Below are 21,871 nucleotides of genomic sequence, written 5' to 3'. Positions count from 1 at the left end.
TCGTTCTTTGTGGAAACCTGCGGAATTGTTCGCGGAGTGCCGCGGAGTCCTGCGGAGAGGTGGCGTTCATGCTGTCGGCCAAGCGACTGTTCCAGGAGATCCTCGACAACGACGAGTCCTTCCGGCTCTTCTGCTCCATCGCCGCCGGCGGGGAGTCCCAGGGCGGCTGGGAGAACGGACGCATCGCCGCGCTGGTCCCGCACGGCGAACGCGCCCTCGCCCCGAAGATCGCCCGGCACGGCGCCGACGAGGACAAGCACGGACGCATCTTCACCGCCCTGATGAAGAAGCGCGGGCTCGCCCCCGTCGCCGTACCGCCCGAGACCGACTACACGATGCTGCTGGAGCGGCACGGCATCGGCCTCGCCCACGACAGGCTCAGGCGGGACGAGCCGCTCACGGAGCGGGACATCGTCGTCTACCTCTCCCACAGCCGCGTCACCGAACAGCGCGCCGCCGAGCAGATGGAGCTGCTGCTCAGGCTGTTCGCCGACCATCCCGAGGTGGGCAGGGCCGTCCGCATGATCTGCGACGACGAGGTCAACCACCTCGCCTACACCCATGAGGAACTGCTGCGGCTCGCCGCCGCCGGGCACGGCCGGCTGATCCAGCGCACCCTGCGCGAGTGCGCCCTCGCCGAGATCCGCATCCACCGGGACGTCAGCCTCGCCGTGATGGCCCGCATGGGCCGCATCCTGGGCTGGTCCACGGCCAGGTACGCCCTGCTCGCCGCCGGCATACACGCGGTGTACGCCTACGAGCGCCTCGCCGGCTGGCGCCGCATGGTCACCCTCCGCATGCCCGAGCGCCGCGACCCCCTCGGCGGCCCCGCCACCCCCGCCCACGAGTTCGCCTGAGCCGCGGACCCGAGTGGCGAACGCCTCACAGCCAGCCGCGATGCTTGAACAAGCGGTACAGCAGGACCTCCAGAGCCGCCATCGCCAGGATCACCGCCGGATACGCCCACAACCAGTGCAGCTCCGGCATGTGGTCGAAGTTCATGCCGTAGATCCCCGCGATCATCGTGGGGACCGCGGCCATCGCCGCCCACGCGGAGATCTTCCGCATGTCGTCGTTCTGCCGCACGCTCATCTGCGCCAGATGCGCCGACAGGACGTCCGACACCAGCCGGTCCAGGGCCTCCACGGACTCGTTGACGCGCGCCAGGTGGTCGCTCACGTCCCGGAAGAACGGGCGCGCCTTGTCGTGCACGAACGGCACCGAGCCGCCGCCGCCGAGCGCTCCGGTGCCGGCCAGCCGGGTCAGCGGCAGCGCCAGCGGGCCGGTGGCCCGCCGGAACTCCAGGATCTGCCGTTTGAAGCCGTAGATCCGGGACGCGGTGCCCCGCGCGCCGCCGCCGTCCGGCAGGAACACCTCCGCCTCCAGCTCCTCCAGATCGGTCCCCAGCTCCGTCGCCACCTCCAGATAGTGGTCGACGACGGCGTCGGAGATCGCGTACAGCACGGCGGTCGGGCCCTTGTCGAGCATCTCCGGCTCCTCCTCCAGCCGGTGCCGTACGGCGGCCAGCGGCGAGCCCTCGCCGTGGCGGACGGTGACCACGAAACAGCTGCCGACGAAGATCATGATCTCGCCTGTCGAGACGGTGTCGCTCCGCGTCTCGTACACGACCGGTTTCAGCACCATGAACAGCGAGTCGTCGTACACCTCCAGCTTGGGCCGCTGATGCGCGTTGAGCGCGTCCTCGACCGCCAGCGGATGCAACCCGAACTCCTGGGTGACCAGGTCGAACTCCCGCTCGGACGGCTCGTACAGGCCGATCCACACGAACCCGCCCTCGGCCCGCGCCTCGGAGAGCGCGTCGGACAGGTCCTCCGGCCCCTCGGTGCGGTGTCCGTGCCGGTAGATGGCGCAGTCGACGATCACGGAGCGCATTCTCCCTTCGCCCGTTCACCGGTGCATGTGCTGATACGCCTACCCTGGGCCGCATGCCCACGCTGATCCTCGTCAGGCACGGACGCTCGACCGCCAACACCTCCGGAATGCTCGCCGGGTGGACGCCAGGCGTCTCCCTGGACGAGCGCGGCGCCGCCCAGGCCGCCGCGCTGCCCGGCCGGCTCGCCGCGCTGCCGGTCTCGGAAGTCGTCACCAGCCCCCTGCAGCGCTGCCAGGAGACCGTACGGCCGCTGCTGGACGCCCGCCCCGGCCTGCGCGTCCACACCGACGAGCGGATCGGGGAGTGCCACTACGGCGACTGGTCCGGCCGCAAGCTGGCCGAGCTCAAGGACGAGCCGCTGATGGAGGTCGTCCAGGCCCATCCGTCGGCCGCCGCCTTCCCCGGCGGCGAGTCCATGCGCGCCATGCAGACCCGCGCCGCCGAGGCCGTACGCGAGTGGAACGCGCGCGTGGAGCGCGAGCACGGCGCCGACGCCGTCTACCTCATGTGCTCCCACGGTGACATCATCAAATCCCTGGTCGCCGACGCCCTCGGACTCCACCTCGACCTGTTCCAGCGGATCTCCGTGGAACCGTGCTCCGTCACCGCGATCCGCTACACCCGGCTGCGGCCGTTCCTCGTTCGCCTCGGCGACACCGGGGATTTCGCTTCGCTCGTCCCGCGCGAGGAACCTGCCGAGGGCGACGCACCGGTCGGAGGTGGTGCGGGCGCACCGTGATCGTCGGCCGCAGTAGGGTGAAGCGGTCCGCACCGTCGCGTATCCGCACCGGCCCGCACCGCTGAAACTCTCGAACCCACTCTCCGCACTCACTCTCAATGGAGACAGGACGTGTCCCGTCAGGTGTTCCTCTACGACCCGCCGGACCGCTTCGTGGCCGGCACGGTCGGACTGCCCGGACGCCGTACGTTCTTCCTCCAGGCCACCGCAGGCTCCCGGGTGACCAGCGTGGCTCTGGAGAAGACCCAGGTGGCCGCCCTCGCCGAGCGCATGGACGAACTGCTCGACGAGGTCGTACGGCGCAGCGGCGGCAGCGCCGCCGTCCCCGCCATGGCGCCCACCGAGATTTCCGACACCGCCCCGCTGGAGACCCCCATCGAGGAGGAGTTCCGCGTCGGCACCATGGCGCTGGCCTGGGACGGTGAGGAACAGCGCATGATCGTCGAGGCGCAGGCCCTGGTGGAGCTGGACGCCGACACCGAGGAGGACCTCGCCGAGGCCGAGGAGCGCCTGCTCCAGGACGAGGAGAACGGACCCCCGATGCTGCGGGTCCGGCTGACCGGCGCGCAGGCCCGGGCCTTCGCCAAGCGCGCCCTCGACGTCGTCAACGCCGGGCGGCCGCCGTGCCCGCTGTGCAGCCTCCCGCTCGATCCGGAAGGACACGTATGTCCGCGCCAGAACGGATACCGCCGCGGAGCGTGACGCCCACCGACGCCGCAGCCGACTCGGCCGCCGCCGAGCTGCTCGCGCGGGGTGAGCTGACCGTGCGCGGCCGGATCCGCGAGGCGTCCAACGCCGCACTGTTCTGCACCATCGCCCTCGACGGCCGGGAAGCCTCCTGCATCTACAAGCCGGTGGCCGGGGAACGCCCGCTGTGGGACTTCCCCGACGGGACCCTGGCCGCCCGCGAGGTGGCCGCCTACGAGGTCTCCGAGGCGATCGGCTGGGGGCTGGTCCCGCCGACCGTGCTGCGCGACGGGCCGTACGGCGAGGGCATGTGCCAGCTGTGGATCGACGTCCAGGCCGAGGCGGAGCTGCTCGCCCTGGTCGACGCCGAGGAACCGGAGCCGGGCTGGAAGGCGATCGGCCTGGCCGAGGTCGGCGAGGGCCGCACCGCGCTCCTCGTGCACGCCGACGACGAGCGGCTGCGCCGGCTCGCCGTCCTCGACGCGGTGATCAACAACGCCGACCGCAAGGGCGGCCATCTGCTGCCCACCACCGACGGCCGGCTCTACGGCATCGACCACGGCGTCACCTTCAACGTCGAGAACAAGCTGCGCACGCTGCTGTGGGGCTGGGCCGGGGAGCCGCTGACCACCGAGGCCGTCGACGTCCTCGGCGGGCTGCACGGGGCCTTGGCCGGGCCGCTGGGCGAACGGCTGACCGCGCTGATCAGCGCGGCCGAGATCGACGCCACGCGCGCGCGTGTCGAGGCGCTGCTCAGCACGGGAGTGCACCCGGAGCCGAACGGCGAATGGCCCGCCATCCCCTGGCCGCCGGTGTGAGCACCGCCGGCACATCCGGCCTCGAGGTACAAGACCGCGTAACCGGCCATCGGGCGCGATCCCGTTCGTATCCGCGGCGGGCGGCCGGTTAGGCTCATGTACATGCATGCCTGGCCCGCTTCCGAGGTCCCCGCCCTGCCTGGTCAGGGCCGCGACCTGAGGATCCACGACACCGCGACCGGCGGCCTCGTCACCCTCGACCCCGGTCCCGTCGCCCGTATCTACGTCTGCGGCATCACCCCGTACGACGCGACCCACCTGGGGCACGCGGCGACCTACAACGCGTTCGACCTCGTGCAGCGCGTGTGGCTCGACACCAAGCGGCAGGTCCACTACGTCCAGAACGTCACCGACGTCGACGATCCGCTGCTGGAGCGCGCGGAGCGGGACGGCGTCGACTGGGTCGCCCTCGCCGAGAAGGAGACGGCCCTCTTCCGCGAGGACATGACCGCCCTGCGGATGCTCCCGCCCCGGCACTACATAGGCGCCGTCGAGGCGATACCGGGCATCGTCCCCCTCGTGGAGCGGCTGCGCGAACTCGGCGCGGCCTACGAGCTGGACGGCGACATCTACTTCTCCGTCGAGTCCGACCCGAACTTCGGCAAGGTCTCGAACCTCGACGCGGCCGCCATGCGGCTGCTCTCCGCCGAGCGCGGCGGCGACCCGGACCGCCCGGGCAAGAAGAACCCCGTCGACCCGATGCTGTGGATGGCGGCCCGCGAGGGCGAGCCCAGCTGGGACGGCGGCTCCCTCGGCCGGGGCCGGCCCGGCTGGCACATCGAGTGCGTGGCCATCGCCCTCGACCACCTCGGCATGACCTTCGACGTCCAGGGCGGCGGCTCCGACCTCGCCTTCCCGCACCACGAGATGGGCGCCTCGCACGCCCAGGTGCTCACCGGCGAGTTCCCCATGGCCAAGGCCTACGTCCACGCCGGCATGGTCGCCCTGCACGGCGAGAAGATGTCCAAGTCCAAGGGCAACCTGGTCTTCGTCTCCCAGCTCCGCAGGGACGGTGTCGACCCGGCCGCCATCCGTCTCGCCCTGCTCGCCCACCACTACCGCGCCGACTGGGAGTGGACCGACCAGGTCCTGCGGGACGCGGTCGCCCGCCTCGCCCGCTGGCGCGCGGCCGTCTCCCGCCCCGACGGCCCGCCCGCCGACACCCTGGTCGAGGAGATCCGCGAGGCCCTGTCCAACGACCTCGACGCCCCCGCCGCCCTGGCGGCGGTGGACCGCTGGGCGGCCCGGCAGGAGGAGCAGGGCGGCACGGACACGGGCGCCCCGGGCGTCGTCACCCGCGCGGTGGACGCACTGCTGGGGGTAGCCCTGTAAACACCGCGAGGGGAAGCGCCCCACAGGGGCGCGGGGCTGTGTTTGATATGCGGCTACCGCCGCGTGGGCGCGAACGACCACAACGGACCCGCAGCCGCCCGGCAACCCGAAGCGGCGTCCCGTACCGCGTCGGCACCGCAAAGAAGGGGCGCTTCCCAACCCCGGGAACCGCCCCTTCGCCGTACCCCGGTGCCTCAGTCCTCCGTGTCGTCCTCGTCGTCCTTGGAACCGCCGGGGGCAGGACGCGGCTTGCCCCCCGGAGGGCCCACGTCCCGGCGCCGCAGATACCGCTCGAACTCACGGGCGATCGCCTCACCCGACGCCTCCGGCAGCTCCGCGGTGTCCCGGGCCTCCTCCAGCGTCTGGACGTACTCGGCGACCTCACTGTCCTCCGCGGCCAGCTGGTCCACGCCCACCTGCCAGGCGCGCGCGTCCTCCGGCAGCTCGCCCTGCGGGATGCGCAGGTCCAGCAGGTCCTCCAGCCGGTTCAGCAGCGCCAGCGTCGCCTTCGGGTTGGGCGGCTGGGAGACGTAGTGCGGTACGGCCGCCCACAGCGACACCGCCGGGACGCCGGCGTGCGTGCACGCCTCCTGCAGGACGCCGACGATGCCCGTCGGGCCCTCGTACTTGGTCTCCTCCAGGTCCATCCGCTGCGCCAGGTCCGGGTCGGACGTCACCCCGCTGACCGGCACGGGACGCGTGTGCGGGGTGTCACCGAGCAGGGCGCCCAGGATGACCACCAGCTCCACGCCCAGCTCGTGCGCGAAGCCGAGCAGCTCGTTGCAGAACGAGCGCCAGCGCATGGACGGTTCGATGCCGCGGACCAGCACCAGGTCGCGCGGCTTCTCGCCGCCGACCCGCACCACCGACAACCTTGTCGTCGGCCACGTGATCTTGCGCACACCGGCGTCCATGAACACCGTGGGGCGGTTCACCTGGAAGTCGTAGTAGTCCTCGGCGTCCAGCGCCGCGAAGACCTCGCCCTTCCACTCGCGTTCCAGATGCGCGACCGCCGTGGAGGCGGCGTCGCCGGCATCGTTCCAGCCCTCGAACGCGGCCACCATGACTGGGTCGATCAGCTCGGGAACCCCCTCCAGCTCGATCACCCAGTGCCTCCTTCCGACGTGCCCTCGCTTGACTCACCAACCTTACGGCGTCCGGCGGGGGCGCCCGCAGCCCCCTTGCGGGGGCCAGTGACCGGATCACTGCCCCGTTCGCCACCGCGGAACACCCCCCGTCAACCGGGAGCCCGGACGGATCCGCACAGGTGTTTCACCGCTTTCGCGGGCTGCGGCGCAGCACTTTCGCAGGGCGCCGCGAAGCATTTTCACAGCGTGCTGCGCAGCCACTGCTCCACGCTCGCGATGTGCACGGTCGCCCAGGAGCGGGCCGCCTCCGCGTCCCGGTCGCGCAGCGCGGCCAGGATCGCCCGGTGCTCGCGCAGGGTGCGGCCGACGGCGTCCTCCTGGGTGAGGCCCCGCCAGATCCGGGCCCTGGTGGTCGGCCCCGACAGGCCGTCCAGCAGCGAGCACAGCACCGAGTTGCCGGCGCCGCGCACGATGCCGCGATGGAACTCCAGGTCGGCGGCGACCAGCTCCTCCACCGAGGGTTCGGCACCGAGGGCGTCCAACTGGGCGGTCAGCGCGTCCAGTTGCTGTTCGCTGATCCGGAAGGCGGCCATCGCGGTCGCGGCCGGCTCCAGGATCCGGCGCACCGCGAGGAACTCAAGGACGGTGTCGTCGCGGTGGAAGTCCACGACGAAGCTCAGTGCCTCCAGCAGCAGTTGCGGATCGAGGCTGGTGACGTACGTGCCGTCGCCCTGCCGCACGTCCAGGATCCGGATCAGCGACAGCGCCCGCACGGCCTCCCGCAGCGAGTTGCGCGACAGCCCCAACTCGGCGGCCAGTTCACTCTCCTTGGGCAACCGGTCCCCGGGCCGCAGCGCACCGGAGACGATCATGCCCTTGATCTTCTCGATCGCCTCATCGGTGACTGCCATGACGGCCTCCCTGTCGCCCGCGCGGTGGCTCAGACATCGGATGTCTCAGGCCACATTATGCGGGCGGCGCGTCGAACCACTCCTTGCCGTCCGCCCAGTGCCGCACCCAGCCGGCGAAGCCGGGCTCGGCGGTGGTGTGACCGAACTCCGCCGCGAAGGGCAGCGCGCCCTCACCGGTGATCTGCCATATGTGACCCCGGTGCGGGCCGGTGACGATCAGATGCCAGTCCATGCCGCAGCCGTCGGTCCCCAGCCGCAGAGAACCGTCGTGGGCCACCCGCTCGATCACGGCCTCGGGGTCCTCGTACGGGCCGTCGTCCGCCTCCCACACCCACGTCCGGGTGAGCGGGAACGGCTCGGCGAGCCGCTGGTGCCCGGCGCATGCCAGGAGCCCGGCCATCCCGTACTCCGGCGGCCCCTGGTAGGACCCGTCGGTCACCTCGGCCACGAACGTCCGGTACGGCTCGGGCAGCACCACGTGGTGCTCCGCCTCGAATGCGTGCACGGCCGCCCAGCCGAGGGCGGACGTGCCGCCGTCGTCCACCGCGAAGGCCTTTCGCAGAGCCGCGAGGTCGGCGGGATCCGCTTGATCGTTGTTCATGCCCCCATGGAAGCACCCGGCACTGACAGTGCTCCCCCGGGCAGGCGAGAGGGGCGGCCCCATCGGCGCGGGGCCGCCCCTCTCGGTCGTCCGGACCCGGTGCGGCGGGGTCCGGCGCCGCGGTGGCGGCCGGTCCCGGTCAGGGAAACGGACCGGCCGCCACCGAGGCCTACTTCTTGTCGAGCAGGTCCTGCACCCTCGCGCGGACCTCGTCCGTGGCCAGGCCCCGGATCGTCAGGGTCGTACGGCGGCGCAGCACGTCGTCCGCGGTCTCGGCCCACTCGTGGTCGCGGGCCCAGACGACCTGTGCCCAGATCTCCGGCGCGTCGGGGTGGACGCGCTCGGCCAGCTCCGGGTTCTCGTTCGCCAGGCGGGCGATGTCGAAGGCCAGGGAGCCGTAGTGGGTGGCCAGGTGCTTGGCGGTGTCGGCGGCCATGCGCGGACCCGGAGCCGGACGGTCCACCAGCAGGCGGTGGGCGACGGCACGCGGGTTGGCGACACCGGGCAGCGGCAGCTTCTTCGGCAGCGAGGAGATCGGCTCGAAGTCGTCGCCGAGCGGGTGACCCGGCAGCGCCTCCAGCTTCTTCATCACCGTGCGGCCGATGTGCCGGAAGGTGGTCCACTTGCCGCCCGCGACCGACAGCATGCCGCCCTTGCCCTCGGTCACCACGGTCTCGCGCTTGGCCTTGGCGGTGTCGCCGGGGCCGCCCGGCAGCACGCGCAGGCCGGCGAAGGCGTAGGTGATGAGGTCGCGCCGGAGCTGCTGGTCGCGGACGGAGAACGCGGCCTCGTCCAGGATCTGCGCTATGTCCTTGTCGGTGACGGACACGTCCGCCGGGTCGCCCTCGTACTCCTCGTCGGTGGTGCCGAGCAGCAGCATGTCCTCCCAGGGGAGGGCGAAGGTGATGCGGTACTTGTCGATGGGGGTCGCCAGCGCGGCCTTCCACGGGGACGTCCGCTTCAGGACCAGGTGCGCGCCCTTGGACAGGCGGATGGACGGCGCCGCGTCGGGGTCCTCCATCCGGCGCAGGTGGTCGACCCACGGCCCGGTCGCGTTCAGCACCAGACGGGCGTTGACCCCGAACTCGTCGCCGGACGTGCGGTCCTTGAGGTCGGCACCGGTGACCCGGCCCCGGGTGAAGCGCAGGCCGGTGACCTCGGCGTGGTTGAGGACGACCGCGCCCGCCTCGACGGCCGCGCGGACCGTCATCAGCGCCATGCGGGCGTCGTTCATCTGGTCGTCGCCGTACACGGCCACGGCCTTGAGGTTCTCGGTGCGCAGCTCGGGCACGTCCTGCGCCGCCTTGGCGGGGGACAGGAGGTGACCGACGCCGTCACCGAACGCGGAGAGCGCGGAGTAGGCGAAGACGCCCGCGCCGAGCTTCGCCGCGCCGTGCGGCCCGCCCTTGTACACGGGGAGGTAGAAGGTGAGCGGGTTCGCCAGGTGGGGGGCCACCTGGCGGGAGACCGCACGGCGCTCGAAGTGGTTCTCCGCCACCAGCTTCACCGCGCCGGTCTGCAGGTAGCGCAGACCGCCGTGGAGCAGCTTGGAGGAGGCGGAGGAGGTGGCACCGGCGAAGTCGCCGGCGTCGACCAGAGCCACCCTCAGACCGGACTGCGCGGCGTGCCAGGCGGTGGAGATGCCCAGGATGCCGCCGCCGATCACCAGAAGGTCGTACGACGCCTTGGAGAGCTGCTCCCTGGTCTCGGCCCGGCTCGGGTTGGAGCCGGAGGCCGGGTGCGTCCCCAGGGCAGGCACGGAACTCAGGGTGGACTGACTGGTCATGTGGGGTACTTACTCCTCGTCAGAGATGTCTGAGCCGGTGTGGGCCGCTCAGCTCTCGTCCTCGATCCAGCCCATGGTCCGGTCGACGGCCTTGAGCCAGTTCTTGTACTCGCGGTCGCGGGTGTCCGCGTCCATCTGGGGGGTCCACTCGGCGGCCCGGCGCCAGTTGGCGCGCAGCTCGTCGGTGCTGGACCAGAAGCCGACGGCGAGACCGGCGGCGTAGGCGGCGCCGAGGCAGGTGGTCTCGGCGACCATCGGGCGCACCACCGGTGCGTCCAGGACGTCGGCGAGGGTCTGCATCAGCAGGTTGTTGGAGGTCATGCCGCCGTCCACCTTCAGGGCCACCAGCTCGTCGCCGGAGTCCTTGACCATGGCGTCGGCGATCTCCCGGGTCTGCCAGGCGGTGGCCTCCAGGACGGCGCGGGCGAGGTGCGCCTTGGTGACGTACCGGGTCAGGCCGGCGATCACACCGCGGGCGTCGGAGCGCCAGTGCGGGGCGAACAGACCGGAGAAGGCCGGCACGAAGTAGGCGCCGCCGTTGTCCTCGACCGAGAGCGCGAGCGTCTCGATCTCGGCGGCGGTGGAGATCAGGCCCATCTGGTCGCGCATCCACTGCACCAGGGAGCCGGTGACGGCGATCGAGCCCTCCAGGGCGTAGACCGTCGGCTGGTCGCCGATCTTGTAACCGACCGTGGTCAGCAGACCGGCGTAGGAGTTGATGATCTTGTCACCGGTGTTCATCACCATGAAGGTGCCGGTGCCGTAGGTCGACTTGGTCTCGCCCTCGGAGAAGCAGGTCTGGCCGAACAGGGCCGCCTGCTGGTCGCCGAGCGCGGAGGCCACCGGGATGCCGCCGATCAGCTCGCCGAGCTTGCCGCCGGTGACCTCGCCGTAGACCTCGGCGGAGGAGCGGATCTCGGGCAGGATCTGCAGCGGCACGCCGACGGACTCGGCGATCTTGTCGTCCCACTGCGTCGTGTGCAGGTTCATCAGGAGGGTGCGGGAGGCGTTGGTGACGTCGGTGACATGCTTGCCGCCGTCGACACCGCCGGTCAGGTTCCAGATGACCCAGGTGTCCATGGTGCCGAAGAGGATGTCGCCGGCCTCGGCGCGCTCCTTGAGACCGTCGACGTTGTCGAGCAGCCAGCGGGCCTTGGGGCCGGAGAAGTACGAGGCCAGCGGCAGGCCGGTCTCGCGGCGGAAGCGGTCCTGGCCGACGTTGCGGCCCAGTTCCTTGCACAGGGCGTCGGTGCGGGTGTCCTGCCAGACGATGGCGTTGTGGACGGGCTCACCGGTGTTCTTGTCCCACAGCACGGTGGTCTCGCGCTGGTTGGTGATGCCGATGGCCTTGATGTCGTCCCGGGTGATCCCGGCCTTGGCGATGGCCCCGGCGACGACTTCCTGGACGTTGGTCCAGATCTCGTTGGCGTTGTGCTCGACCCAGCCCGGCTTGGGGAAGATCTGCTCGTGCTCCTTCTGGTCGACGGAGACGATACGGCCGTCCCGGTCGAAGACGATGCAGCGGCTGGAGGTGGTGCCCTGGTCGATCGCGGCGATGAACGGGCCTGCGGTGTGGGCGTCGGTCACTGTGTGCTCCAAAGGATCCGTGGTGATAGGGCGGTGCGTACGGCGCGGTGCTCGGAGGTGATGTCTAAGCGAAGGCGACGTTGTAGATGCCTGCGGCGATCGCGCCGCCGATCAGCGGACCGACCACGGGGATCCAGGCGTAGGCCCAGTCGGAACCGCCCTTGTTGGGCAGCGGCAGCAGGGCGTGCACGATGCGCGGGCCCAGGTCACGGGCCGGGTTGATCGCGTACCCCGTCGGGCCGCCGAGGGAGAGACCGATCGAGACGACCACGAGCGCGGTGATCAGACCGCCGAGGACGCCGAGTCCGTTGCCCTTGTCGTTCAGGCCCTGCGTGAGGACCGCGAGGATCAGCACGACGGTGCCGATGATCTCCGTGGCGAGGTTCTGCGCCGCGTTCCGGATCTCCGGGCCGGTGGAGAAGATGCCGAGGACCGGGCCGGCGCCCTTCTCCTGGGCCTCGACCGCCTTGGCCGCGGTGGCCTGCGCGCCCGGACCGCCGACGATCTCCTTGTCGGTCAGGTGGGCGTGGAACTGGCCGTAGTAGGCGACCCACACCAGGGCCGCGCCGATCATCGCGCCGAGCAGCTGGCCGGCGAAATAGGTCGGAACGTTGCTCCAGTCGCTGTTCTTGATCGCCAGGGCGACGGTGACGGCCGGGTTGAGGTGTGCACCGGAGAGCGGTCCGGAGATGTACACGGCCGTCAGGACGGCGAAGCCCCACCCGAAGGCGATGGCGAGCCAGCCGGCGTTACGGGCCTTGGAGGCCTTCAGCGTGACGGCCGCGCAGACGCCGCCGCCGAGCAGGATGAGTATGGCGGTACCGATGGTCTCGCCGATGAAGATGTCGGAGCTGGACACCCGCGACTCCTTTGTCCTTCGTCCAGGGATAGCCGAACCCCGGGTCCCTCCGGTGGTTCTGGCGCCCTCGGGGATGAGAGCGATTGCCGGCCCTTGGCGTTGCCACACTCTAGCGCGTATTGCCGGTAGGTGTTCGACAATGCCGACCGATGGACGGGAGTCTTGCTTCGGCGTTACGCATGCGTCAAGGGTTCTGTTATCGAAAACAGGATCGTTATTGATCGCTGCCGGTTGTCACTCTTCGCGCGTTGACGTGGGTATTAGCCCTATATGCCGGTTTCAGGGTAGGGCGAGAACCGGAGCGCCGCCCGGCGTTCCGGTCGTGGCCTGAGGCGTCCCCAGGCGTGCTGACAAGGAGCGCCGAGCGCTCAGAACCGTCCCGCGCCCAGGTCCCTGGACACCGCGCGGGCGCAGTCGCGCACCGCCGCGATCAGCTCGGGGCGCAGCTCCCCGTCCGGGCGCAGCCGTTCCACGGCGCCCGTGATGCCGACCGCCCCCACGGGCATGCGGCGCCGGTCGTGGATGGGCGCGGCGACCGACGCCACGCCCTCCCAGGTCTCCTCGATGTCGGCCGCGTAGCCACGCGCGCGTGTGATGTCGAGAAGGTGCTCGAAGTCCTCGGCGTCGTACACCGTGCGGTCCGTGAAGGGCTTGCGCTCGGACTCCAGCGCCTCGCTGTGCGCGACCGGGTCGTAGGCCGCCAGCACCTTGCCGAGCGCGGTGGAGTGCAGCGGCTGCATGGCGCCGATCTCCAGCACCTGCCGGCTGTCGTCCGGCCGGAAGACGTGGTGCACGATCAGCACGCCCTGCTGGTGCAGGACACCCAGATACACGCTCTCCCCGCTGGAACGGGCCAGGTCGTCGGTCCACACCAGGGCCCTGGCCCGCAGTTCGTGCACGTCCAGGTAGGTGGTGCCCAGGCGCAGCAGCTCCGCGCCCAGCTGGTAGCGCCCGGAGGCGTCGTCCTGCTCCACGAAGCCCTCCTGCTGGAGGGTGCGCAGAATGCCGTGGGCGGTGCCCTTGGCGAGGCCCAGTGACGAGGCGATGTCCGACAGGCCGAGCCGCCGCTCGCCGCCCGCGAGCAACCGCAGCATCGCGGCCGCGCGTTCGAGCGACTGGATGTTCCGTGCCATCCCCGTCCTGCCTCCGTCCCTTCGACTGCCGCTGTGTATTCAACACCGTTCGGCAATGTCGAACACTACCGGTCCATGCCGACCTCCCGCTAACGGTCGGTCGGCACTTGTTACATCACAGGTGACCTGCGCGTGGCGCACCCGCCACCGGCGTCCGCCTCGTGGACGCAGGTGCCCATCCAAGCCGACTCCCGGCTACTCTGGCGCCGTGCGGCCTCCCCACCCGCCGGGGACACCGCATAGCCGACAGCCGTCGCACCTAGGGAGCCCCTTCATGGCCTCGTTGCCACCGTCCCCTTCCGCCGACAGCCGGACCCGTGCGTCCGCGCTCCGAGAGGCACTCGCCACCCGCGTGGTGGTCGCCGACGGAGCCATGGGCACCATGCTCCAGGCCCAGGAACCCACACTCGACGACTTCCAGCAGCTCGAGGGCTGCAACGAGATCCTCAACCTCACCCGCCCCGACATCGTCCGCTCCGTCCACGAGGCGTACTTCGCCGTGGGCGTCGACTGCGTCGAGACCAACACCTTCGGGGCCAACCACTCCGCGCTCGGCGAGTACGACATCGCCGAGCGCGTCCACGAGCTGTCCGAGGCCGGCGCCCGGGTGGCCCGCGAGGTCGCCGACGAGTTCACCGCCGGGGACGGCCGCCCCCGCTGGGTCCTCGGCTCCATGGGCCCCGGCACCAAGCTGCCCACCCTCGGCCACGCCCCGTACACCACCCTGCGCGACGCCTACCAGCGCAACGCCGAGGGCCTGGTCACCGGCGGCGCCGACGCGCTGCTCGTGGAGACCACCCAGGACCTGCTGCAGACCAAGGCCGCCGTCCTCGGCGCCCGCCGCGGCCTGGACGCCCTCGGCCTGGACCTGCCGGTGATCGTGTCGGTGACCGTCGAGACCACCGGCACCATGCTCCTCGGCTCCGAGATCGGCGCCGCGCTCACCGCGCTGGAGCCGCTCGGCATCGACATGATCGGCCTGAACTGCGCCACCGGACCGGCCGAGATGAGCGAGCACCTGCGCTACCTCGCCCGCAACGCCCGCATCCCGCTGTCCTGCATGCCCAACGCGGGCCTGCCCGTCCTCGGCAAGGACGGCGCCCACTACCCGCTGACCGCGCCCGAGCTGGCCGACGCCCAGGAGACCTTCGTCCGCGAGTACGGCCTCTCGCTGGTCGGCGGCTGCTGCGGTACGACCCCCGAGCACCTGCGGCAGGTCGTCGAGCGCGTCCAGGGCCTCACCCCGCCCGCCCGCGACCCGCGCCCGGAGCCGGGGGCGGCCTCCCTCTACCAGTCGGTGCCGTTCCGCCAGGACACCGCCTACCTGGCCATCGGCGAGCGCACCAACGCCAACGGCTCCAAGAAGTTCCGCGAGGCCATGCTGGAGGGCCGCTGGGACGACTGTGTGGAGCTGGCCCGGGAGCAGATCCGCGAGGGCGCGCACATGCTCGACCTGTGCGTGGACTACGTCGGCCGGGACGGCGTCGCCGACATGGAGGAACTCGCCGGCCGCTTCGCCACCGCCTCCACCCTGCCGATCGTCCTGGACTCCACCGAGGTGGACGTCATCCAGGCGGGCCTGGAGAAGCTCGGCGGCCGCGCGGTGATCAACTCGGTGAACTACGAGGACGGCGCCGGCCCGGACTCCCGGTTCGCCAAGGTCACCAAGCTGGCCCGGGAGCACGGCGCCGCCCTGATCGCGCTCACCATCGACGAGGAGGGCCAGGCCCGCACCCCCGAGAAGAAGGTCGAGATCGCCGAACGGCTGATCGACGACCTGACCGGGAACTGGGGCATCCGTGAGGAGGACATCCTCATCGACACCCTGACCTTCACCATCTGCACCGGTCAGGAGGAGTCCCGCAAGGACGGCCTCGCCACCATCGAGGCGATCCGCGAGCTCAAGCGGCGCCACCCGGCCGTGCAGACCACCCTGGGGCTGTCGAACATCTCCTTCGGCCTGAACCCGGCCGCGCGCATCCTGCTGAACTCCGTCTTCCTGGACGAGTGCGTGAAGGCGGGCCTGGACTCGGCGATCGTGCACGCCTCCAAGATCCTGCCGATCGCCCGGTTCGACGAGGAGCAGGTCACCACGGCCCTGGACCTGATCTACGACCGCCGCAGCGAGGGCTACGACCCCCTGCAGAAGCTCATGCAGCTCTTCGAGGGCGCCACCGCCAAGTCCCTGAAGGCCGGCAAGGCCGAGGAGCTGGCCGCGCTGCCGCTGGAGGAGCGCCTCAAGCGGCGCATCATCGACGGCGAGCGCAACGGCCTGGAGGCCGACCTCGACGAGGCCCTGCGGGACCGCCCGGCGCTCGACATCGTCAACGAGACCCTGCTGGACGGCATGAAGGTCGTCGGCGACCTGTTCGGCTCCGGCCAGATGCAGCTGCCGTTCGTCCTGCAGTCCGCCGAGGTCATGAAGGCCGCCGTCGCCTACCTCGAACCGCACATGGAGAAGTCGGACGCCGAGGGCAAGGGCACCATCGTCCTGGCGACCGTGCGCGGCGACGTGCACGACATCGGCAAGAACCTGGTCGACATCATCCTGTCCAACAACGGCTACAACGTCGTCAACCTGGGCATCAAGCAGCCGGTCTCCGCGATCCTGGAGGCCGCCGAGGAGCACCGGGCCGACGTCATCGGCATGTCCGGGCTGCTGGTGAAGTCCACGGTGATCATGAAGGAGAACCTGGAGGAGCTCAACCAGCGCGGCCTCGCCGCCCGCTTCCCGGTCATCCTCGGCGGCGCCGCCCTCACCCGCGCCTACGTCGAGCAGGACCTGCACGAGATCTACGAGGGCGAGGTCCGCTACGCCCGCGACGCCTTCGAGGGCCTGCGCCTGATGGACGCCCTCATCGGCGTCAAGCGCGGCGTGCCGGGCGCCAAGCTGCCCGAGCTGCGCCAGCGCCGGGTGCGGGCCACGGCCTCCGTCGAGGTGGAGGAACGCCCCGAGGAAGGGCACGTCCGCTCCGACGTCGCGACCGACAACCCCGTGCCCACCCCGCCGTTCTGGGACACCCGGATCGTCAAGGGCATCCAGCTCAAGGAGTACGCGAGCTGGCTCGACGAAGGCGCCCTGTTCAAGGGTCAGTGGGGCCTGAAGCAGGCCCGCACCGGCGAGGGACCGTCGTACGAGGAACTGGTGGAGAGCGAGGGCCGGCCGCGGCTGCGCGGCCTGCTGGACCGGCTCCAGACGGAGAACCTGCTGGAAGCGGCCGTCGTCTACGGCTACTTCCCCTGCGTGTCCAAGGACGACGACCTGATCATCCTGGACGAGCAGGGCAACGAACGCACCCGGTTCACCTTCCCGCGCCAGCGCCGCGGCCGCCGCCTGTGCCTCGCCGACTTCTTCCGCCCGGAGGAGTCCGGAGAGACCGACGTCGTCGGCCTCCAGGTCGTCACCGTCGGCTCCCGCATCGGTGAGGAGACCGCCAAGCTCTTCGAGGCCAACTCCTACCGCGACTACCTCGAACTGCACGGTCTGTCCGTCCAGTTGGCGGAGGCGCTCGCCGAGTACTGGCACGCCCGGGTGCGCGCGGAACTCGGCTTCGCCGGCGAGGACCCGGCCGAGATGGAGGACATGTTCGCGCTGAAGTACCGCGGCGCCCGCTTCTCCCTCGGCTACGGCGCCTGCCCCGACCTGGAGGACCGCGCGAAGATCGCGGACCTGCTCCGGCCGGAGCGGATCGGCGTCCACCTGTCCGAGGAGTTCCAGCTGCACCCCGAGCAGTCCACGGACGCGATCGTCATCCACCACCCGGAGGCGAAGTACTTCAACGCCCGCTGAGCCCTCCGGGGGTCTGCCCGCAGCCGCGGTGCCGTCGGCTTCACGGCACCCGGCAACGGCCCTCCGGCCTGCGTCGAGGGTGATTTTCGGCATACCCCCGGGCACGAGTGATAAACGAGGCGGTTCGGGCGCCGGAGACGTACACTGGTCGGTCCACCAGGCCGGTTCCCTGTGGCGGGAACCGGCCTGATCGTCCCTCAAGGAGGTGCGCCCGGATGACCAGCACGGTCCCCGCGCTCGGAACCCTTACGGCCGAAGGCTCCGCCCTGCAGGCGGTGCTCCTCGACATGGACGGCACCCTGGTGGACACCGAGGGTTTCTGGTGGGACGTCGAGGTCGAGGTCTTCGCCACGCTCGGCCACACCCTGGACCCGTCCTGGCGGCACGTCGTGGTCGGCGGACCCATGACCCGCAGCGCCGGCTTCCTCATCGAGGCCACCGGCGCCGACATCACGCTCGCCGAACTCACCGTGCTGCTCAACGAGGGCTTCGAGGACCGCATCGACCGGGCCCTGCCGCTGATGCCGGGCGCCGCCCGCCTGCTCGCCGAACTCCACGAGCAGTCCATCCCCACGGCCCTGGTCTCGGCCTCCCACCGGCGCATCATCGACCGCGTGCTGAGCGTCCTCGGCGCCCACCACTTCACCCTGACCGTCGCCGGCGACGAGGTCTCGCGCACCAAGCCCTTCCCCGACCCCTACCTGCTCGCCGCGGCGGGCCTCGACGCCCGGCCGGACAGATGCGCGGTGGTCGAGGACACGGCGACCGGTGTCGCCGCCGCCGAGGCCGCGGGCTGCCGCGTCGTCGCCGTACCCTCCGTCGCCCCCATCAGCCCGGCCGCCGGACGCACCGTGGTGACCTCTCTGGAAGAGGTCGACCTGGCATTTCTGCGCGGCCTGATGACGGACATGCTCTAGCCGTTCACCCAGCGTGAAAAGTCCATTGGCCCGGTTGGACAAATTTCCGGGGAAGTACACCCGAGTGGAATTCACAGTCGGCCATCCGGCCGAATTCCACTGACTCCCCGCACAGTTGGGAGTGTGACGTTCCCCACTCCGACTGCTCTCGACAACCCGGGCCAAGTGTGCTGAACGGGCCTGTTCGGCCCGGAACGACGAGTCTTTGTGTCCCGATTGATGGGATGCTGCACTAATCCTGCCGCTGTCGGGTTTTCGGTGTGTCCGCACCTGGTTTCACTGCGTGATGGGGGGTCAACTCACGGGGCCGTGAACCCTCCTGCGGGCGCGGACTAATCTCATCGCGAGAACATCGCCGCAACCCCCCGTGATCCGCCGCACCACCCCTGCATGCCGGATACACGGACCCGAACAGCTCTGGAGAAACTCCCGCATGAACCGCAAGACTTTGGTGCTGCCGGCGGTGGCCGGCCTGCTCACCCCGGTTCTCGCCGCGTGCGGCGGAGCCGACAGCGGGAGCAAGAGCGGTGACGCCATCGTCGTCGGCACCACGGACCGGTTCACCACCACCAGCGACGCCCCGGCGCCCCTCGACCCCGCCTACGCCTACGACGTCGGCACCTGGAACATCCTGCGCCAGACCGTGCAGACCCTGATGGCCCAGCCCAAGGGCGAGGGCGACCCCGTCCCGGACGCGGCCGAGAGCTGCTCCTTCACCGACAGCGGCAGCGAGCGCTACGCCTGCAAGCTCCGCGACGGCCTGAAGTTCGCCAACGGCGACCAGGTGACCGCCCAGGACGTCAAGTACTCCATCGAGCGCGCCCTGCGCATCAAGTCCAGCAGCGGTGTCTCCTCCCTGCTGAACACCCTCGACACCATCGAGACGCAGGGCGACCACGAGGTCATCTTCCACCTCAAGACCGCCGACGCCACCTTCCCGTACAAGCTGTCCACCCCGGTCGCGGGCATCATCAACCCGAAGGACTACGAGAAGGACAAGCTCCGCAACGGCTTCGAGGTCGACGGCTCCGGCCCCTACACCTTCCACGCCGACGTCAGCGGCAACGCGATCACCACCGCGACCTTCACCAAGAACCCCGACTACAAGGGGTACTTCAAGGTGAACAACGACAAGGTCGAACTGCGCTCCTTCGACGACGCCGAGGCCATGGGCGCGGCCATCGACAAGGGTGACATCGACGTCATGACCCGCACCATGTCGCCCGCCCAGATCCAGAAGCTGGACGCCGGCAGCGACGACAACGCCGACCTGGTCGACATGCCGGGCCTGGAGATCCGCTACCTCGCCTTCAACACCAACGCGCCGAGCGTGAAGTCCAAGGCCGTACGCCAGGCCATGGCCCAGCTCATCAACCGCGCGGAAATCGTCTCCAAGGTCTACGGCACCCAGGCCGAGCCGCTGTACTCGCTCGTCCCCGCCACCGTCACCGGCCACTCCAACTCGTTCTTCAACAAGTACGGCAACCCCAGCGTCGCCAAGGCCAAGAACCTGCTGACCAAGGCCGGCATCACCACCCCGGTCAAGCTGACCCTGCACTACACCACCGACCACTACGGCTCCGCCACCAAGAAGGAGTTCGAGGTCCTGCAGAAGCAGCTCAACGACAGCGGCCTGTTCGACGCCTCCATCCAGGGCCACCCCTGGGACACCTTCCGGCCCGCCGAGCAGAAGGGCCAGTACGACGTCTACGGCATGGGCTGGTTCCCCGACTTCCCCGACGCCGACAACTTCCTCGCGCCCTTCCTCGACAAGGACAACTTCCTCGGCTCCCCGTACTCCAACAGCACCATCCAGCGCACCCTGATCCCTCAGTCCCGCCGCGAGGCCGACCGGCTCAACGCCGGCAAGAGCCTCACGCAGATCCAGGACATCGTCGCCGAGGACGTCCCGGTCCTGCCCCTGTGGCAGGGCAAGCAGTACGTCGCCGCCCGGGACGACATCACGGGTGTCGCCTACGCCCTCAACTCCTCTTCGACGCTTCAGCTGTGGGAGCTCGGCCGCGGTGTGAGCGGCTGACGGCTCTCTCGTCCGGGGGCCGGGGACGGCCGCCCCGGACAACCCGAGGCCAGGACGGTGGTCCCGGGGGACGAACCGACGACAAGGCACATTTCAAGTGAACATGCGCAACCAGTGGCCAGTCCTGCCCATCGTGGCGGGGCTGGCCTCCGGCCTGCTGACCGGCTGCGGCTCGGATTCCGGTGATTCCGGGGGTACCGGCAACTCCGTGGTGATGGGGATGTCCGACGACGTCCTCGCCACGGACCCGGCCTCCGGGTACGACCCCGGCTCCTGGCTGTTGTTCGACAACGTCTTCCAGACGCTGCTCAGCTTCCCCAAGGGCGGCACCGAACCCCAGCCCGAACTGGCCAGGCAGTGCACCTTCACCGACTCCCGGGCCACGGTCTACCGGTGCACGCTCAAGGACGACCTGAAGTTCAGCAACGGTGACCCGCTCACCTCGAAGGACGTCAAGTTCTCCTTCGACCGCATGCTGAAGATCAACGACCCCTCGGGGCCCGCGATCATGTTCCCGATGCTCGGCAGCGTCGACACCCCGGACGCCAAGACGGTCGTCTTCCACCTGAAGTCCTCCGACGCGACCTTCCCCAGCAAGATCGCCTCCGGTGCCGGCTCCATCGTCGACCACCGCCAGTACGACGCCAACGGCCTGCGCACCGACCACAAGGCCATCGGATCCGGCCCCTACAAACTGGACTCCTTCGGCAAGGACCAGGCGGTCTTCACCGTCAACGGCAACTACCAGGGCACCGCCAAGGTCAAGAACTCCGGCGTCACCATGAAGTTCTTCCACGGCGACCGCGCCGCCCTGAAGAAGGCCCTCCTCGACGGCAACGTCGACATCGCCTACCGAGGCCTGTCCGCGTCCGACATCGCCGGCCTCGACGGACAGGACGGCAAGGGCGTCGACGTCATCGAGGGCAGCAGCGCCGAAGTCCAGCACCTGGTCTTCAACATGAACGACCCGGTCGCCGGAAAACTCGGGGTCCGCAAGGCCATGGCCTACCTCATCGACCGCGACGCCCTCATGAACAACGTCTACCAGGGCACCGCCACCCCGCTGTACTCGATCATCCCGGCGGGCATCGTCGGCCACAACACGGCCTTCTTCGACACCTACGGCGCCCGCCCCTCCCAGGCCAAGGCCGCCGCCGCACTGCGCGCCGACGGCATCACCGGCAAGGTCAGGCTCACCCTGTGGTCCACGCCGTCGCGTTACGGCCCCGCCACCGACGAGGAGCTGAAGGCCATCGCCGGACAGCTCAACGCCAGCGGCCTGTTCGACGCCGACGTCAAGTCGGTCGCCTTCGACCAGTACGAGAAGGACATCGCGGCCGGCAAGTACGGCGTCTACGTCAAGGGCTGGGTCCCCGACTACCCGGACGCCGACAACTTCACCGCCCCTTTCTTCGGCAAGGGCAACGTGCTGGACAACAACTACAGCAACCGCACCATCACCGGCATCCTCATCCCCGACACCGCCGCGCAGAGCGACCGGGCCGCCACCGACAAGGACTTCGGGCGACTGCAGAACATCGTCGCCACCGAACTGCCCGTCCTGCCCGTCTGGCAGGCCAAGCAGTACGCGGTCGTCCGCGACGGCGTCTACGGCCTGGAATACTGCCTGGACGCCTCCACGGTGTTCCGGTTCTGGGAACTCAGCAAGAGCTGACGCCACCTGACGCCAA

17 protein-coding genes are annotated in these 21,871 nt (G+C 70.2%); 9 read left to right on the top strand and 8 right to left on the bottom strand.

Translation table 11 applies throughout. The features are described 5' to 3' along the window. Positions 1-68 precede the first annotated feature (68 nt). A complete protein-coding gene (locus ACQPXS_RS12350; RefSeq protein ID WP_356311357.1) occupies positions 69-857 on the top strand; it encodes a ferritin-like domain-containing protein in 789 nt (262 codons plus the stop codon). Positions 858-882: 25 nt separating this feature from the next. On the opposite strand, the gene corA is transcribed toward ACQPXS_RS12350, so the two are convergent. Further along, positions 883-1,884: a magnesium/cobalt transporter CorA gene (gene corA, locus ACQPXS_RS12345; protein WP_433449240.1), complete on the bottom strand. Its 1,002-nt coding sequence runs from the start codon at positions 1,882-1,884 to the stop codon at positions 883-885. Between the two features lie 62 nt (positions 1,885-1,946). On the opposite strand from corA, the gene ACQPXS_RS12340 reads away from it, so the two are divergent. The 4 genes from ACQPXS_RS12340 to mshC all read left to right on the top strand — a co-directional run bounded on the left by ACQPXS_RS12340 (position 1,947) and on the right by mshC (position 5,470). Next, positions 1,947-2,633 carry a histidine phosphatase family protein gene (locus ACQPXS_RS12340; protein ID WP_433449239.1) on the top strand — a complete coding sequence of 229 codons (687 nt, stop codon included), beginning with the start codon at positions 1,947-1,949 and terminating at the stop codon, positions 2,631-2,633. Positions 2,634-2,744: 111 nt separating this feature from the next. Further along, positions 2,745-3,335, top strand: a complete 591-nt coding sequence (locus tag ACQPXS_RS12335) for a DUF3090 domain-containing protein (RefSeq protein WP_055703632.1) — start codon at positions 2,745-2,747, stop codon at positions 3,333-3,335. After that, positions 3,299-4,138: an SCO1664 family protein gene (locus tag ACQPXS_RS12330; RefSeq protein WP_433449238.1), complete on the top strand. Its 840-nt coding sequence runs from the start codon at positions 3,299-3,301 to the stop codon at positions 4,136-4,138. The genes ACQPXS_RS12335 and ACQPXS_RS12330 overlap by 37 nt, the downstream gene beginning before the upstream one ends. 102 nt (positions 4,139-4,240) lie before the next feature. Next, the gene (mshC, locus tag ACQPXS_RS12325; RefSeq protein WP_433449237.1) at positions 4,241-5,470 is read left to right on the top strand and encodes a cysteine--1-D-myo-inosityl 2-amino-2-deoxy-alpha-D-glucopyranoside ligase; all 1,230 of its coding nucleotides are present in this window, start codon (positions 4,241-4,243) and stop codon (positions 5,468-5,470) included. A gap of 194 nt (positions 5,471-5,664) precedes the next feature. Here mshC and ACQPXS_RS12320 read toward each other — a convergent pair whose 3' ends face one another. The 7 genes from ACQPXS_RS12320 to ACQPXS_RS12290 form a co-directional block, all read right to left on the bottom strand. Further along, on the bottom strand, positions 5,665-6,576 hold the full coding sequence (locus ACQPXS_RS12320; protein WP_351804170.1) for a PAC2 family protein: 912 nt from the start codon (positions 6,574-6,576) through the stop codon (positions 5,665-5,667). A 221-nt stretch (positions 6,577-6,797) separates the two neighbouring features. Continuing rightward, a complete protein-coding gene (locus ACQPXS_RS12315) occupies positions 6,798-7,469 on the bottom strand; it encodes a FadR/GntR family transcriptional regulator (protein ID WP_351804172.1) in 672 nt (223 codons plus the stop codon). 55 nt (positions 7,470-7,524) lie between these two features. Continuing rightward, positions 7,525-8,070: an SMI1/KNR4 family protein gene (locus tag ACQPXS_RS12310; protein WP_433449236.1), complete on the bottom strand. Its 546-nt coding sequence runs from the start codon at positions 8,068-8,070 to the stop codon at positions 7,525-7,527. Between the two features lie 169 nt (positions 8,071-8,239). Further along, complete coding sequence (locus ACQPXS_RS12305; RefSeq protein ID WP_433449235.1) at positions 8,240-9,856, bottom strand: FAD-dependent oxidoreductase; 1,617 nt, start codon at positions 9,854-9,856, stop codon at positions 8,240-8,242. A 48-nt stretch (positions 9,857-9,904) separates the two neighbouring features. After that, positions 9,905-11,443 carry a glycerol kinase GlpK gene (gene glpK, locus ACQPXS_RS12300; protein ID WP_433449234.1) on the bottom strand — a complete coding sequence of 513 codons (1,539 nt, stop codon included), beginning with the start codon at positions 11,441-11,443 and terminating at the stop codon, positions 9,905-9,907. Positions 11,444-11,507: 64 nt separating this feature from the next. Continuing rightward, positions 11,508-12,302 carry an MIP/aquaporin family protein gene (locus ACQPXS_RS12295; RefSeq protein WP_433449233.1) on the bottom strand — a complete coding sequence of 265 codons (795 nt, stop codon included), beginning with the start codon at positions 12,300-12,302 and terminating at the stop codon, positions 11,508-11,510. 368 nt (positions 12,303-12,670) lie between these two features. Continuing rightward, complete coding sequence (locus ACQPXS_RS12290; RefSeq protein WP_433449232.1) at positions 12,671-13,435, bottom strand: IclR family transcriptional regulator; 765 nt, start codon at positions 13,433-13,435, stop codon at positions 12,671-12,673. 274 nt (positions 13,436-13,709) lie between these two features. Between ACQPXS_RS12290 and metH the strand changes: the two genes are divergently transcribed. The 4 genes from metH (at position 13,710) to ACQPXS_RS12270 (ending at position 21,855) form a co-directional block, all read left to right on the top strand. Next, on the top strand, positions 13,710-17,225 hold the full coding sequence (gene metH / locus ACQPXS_RS12285; protein ID WP_433449231.1) for a methionine synthase: 3,516 nt from the start codon (positions 13,710-13,712) through the stop codon (positions 17,223-17,225). A 215-nt stretch (positions 17,226-17,440) separates the two neighbouring features. After that, positions 17,441-18,142, top strand: a complete 702-nt coding sequence (locus tag ACQPXS_RS12280; RefSeq protein WP_351804186.1) for an HAD family hydrolase — start codon at positions 17,441-17,443, stop codon at positions 18,140-18,142. A gap of 433 nt (positions 18,143-18,575) precedes the next feature. Beyond that, positions 18,576-20,180 carry an ABC transporter substrate-binding protein gene (locus ACQPXS_RS12275; RefSeq protein WP_433449230.1) on the top strand — a complete coding sequence of 535 codons (1,605 nt, stop codon included), beginning with the start codon at positions 18,576-18,578 and terminating at the stop codon, positions 20,178-20,180. A 97-nt stretch (positions 20,181-20,277) separates the two neighbouring features. Then, positions 20,278-21,855 (top strand): ABC transporter substrate-binding protein, encoded by a 1,578-nt coding sequence (locus ACQPXS_RS12270; protein ID WP_433449229.1) that lies wholly within the window; start codon positions 20,278-20,280, stop codon positions 21,853-21,855. The last annotated feature ends 16 nt before the right edge of the window (positions 21,856-21,871 follow it).

It is taken from the genome of Streptomyces sp. CA-142005 (assembly GCF_050942335.1).
Classification (GTDB): Bacteria; Actinomycetota; Actinomycetes; order Streptomycetales; family Streptomycetaceae; genus Streptomyces.
The sequence above is the reverse complement of the archived record's forward strand: the minus strand, read 5'-3'. Positions and strand labels throughout refer to the sequence as shown.

What these genes read in the sequence shown, in the direction of transcription:
- ACQPXS_RS12340 (WP_433449239.1), top strand. Translation starts at nt 1,947, where the DNA reads ATGCCCACGCTGATCCTCGTCAGGCACGGACGCTCGACCGCCAACACC.
- ACQPXS_RS12305 (WP_433449235.1), bottom strand. Translation starts at nt 9,856, where the DNA reads ATGACCAGTCAGTCCACCCTGAGTTCCGTGCCTGCCCTGGGGACGCAC.
- ACQPXS_RS12330 (WP_433449238.1), top strand. Translation starts at nt 3,299, where the DNA reads ATGTCCGCGCCAGAACGGATACCGCCGCGGAGCGTGACGCCCACCGAC.
- metH (WP_433449231.1), top strand. Translation starts at nt 13,710, where the DNA reads ATGGCCTCGTTGCCACCGTCCCCTTCCGCCGACAGCCGGACCCGTGCG.
- ACQPXS_RS12290 (WP_433449232.1), bottom strand. Translation starts at nt 13,435, where the DNA reads ATGGCACGGAACATCCAGTCGCTCGAACGCGCGGCCGCGATGCTGCGG.
- ACQPXS_RS12315 (WP_351804172.1), bottom strand. Translation starts at nt 7,469, where the DNA reads ATGGCAGTCACCGATGAGGCGATCGAGAAGATCAAGGGCATGATCGTC.
- ACQPXS_RS12280 (WP_351804186.1), top strand. Translation starts at nt 17,441, where the DNA reads ATGACCAGCACGGTCCCCGCGCTCGGAACCCTTACGGCCGAAGGCTCC.
- ACQPXS_RS12275 (WP_433449230.1), top strand. Translation starts at nt 18,576, where the DNA reads ATGAACCGCAAGACTTTGGTGCTGCCGGCGGTGGCCGGCCTGCTCACC.
- ACQPXS_RS12350 (WP_356311357.1), top strand. Translation starts at nt 69, where the DNA reads ATGCTGTCGGCCAAGCGACTGTTCCAGGAGATCCTCGACAACGACGAG.
- ACQPXS_RS12310 (WP_433449236.1), bottom strand. Translation starts at nt 8,070, where the DNA reads ATGAACAACGATCAAGCGGATCCCGCCGACCTCGCGGCTCTGCGAAAG.
- mshC (WP_433449237.1), top strand. Translation starts at nt 4,241, where the DNA reads ATGCATGCCTGGCCCGCTTCCGAGGTCCCCGCCCTGCCTGGTCAGGGC.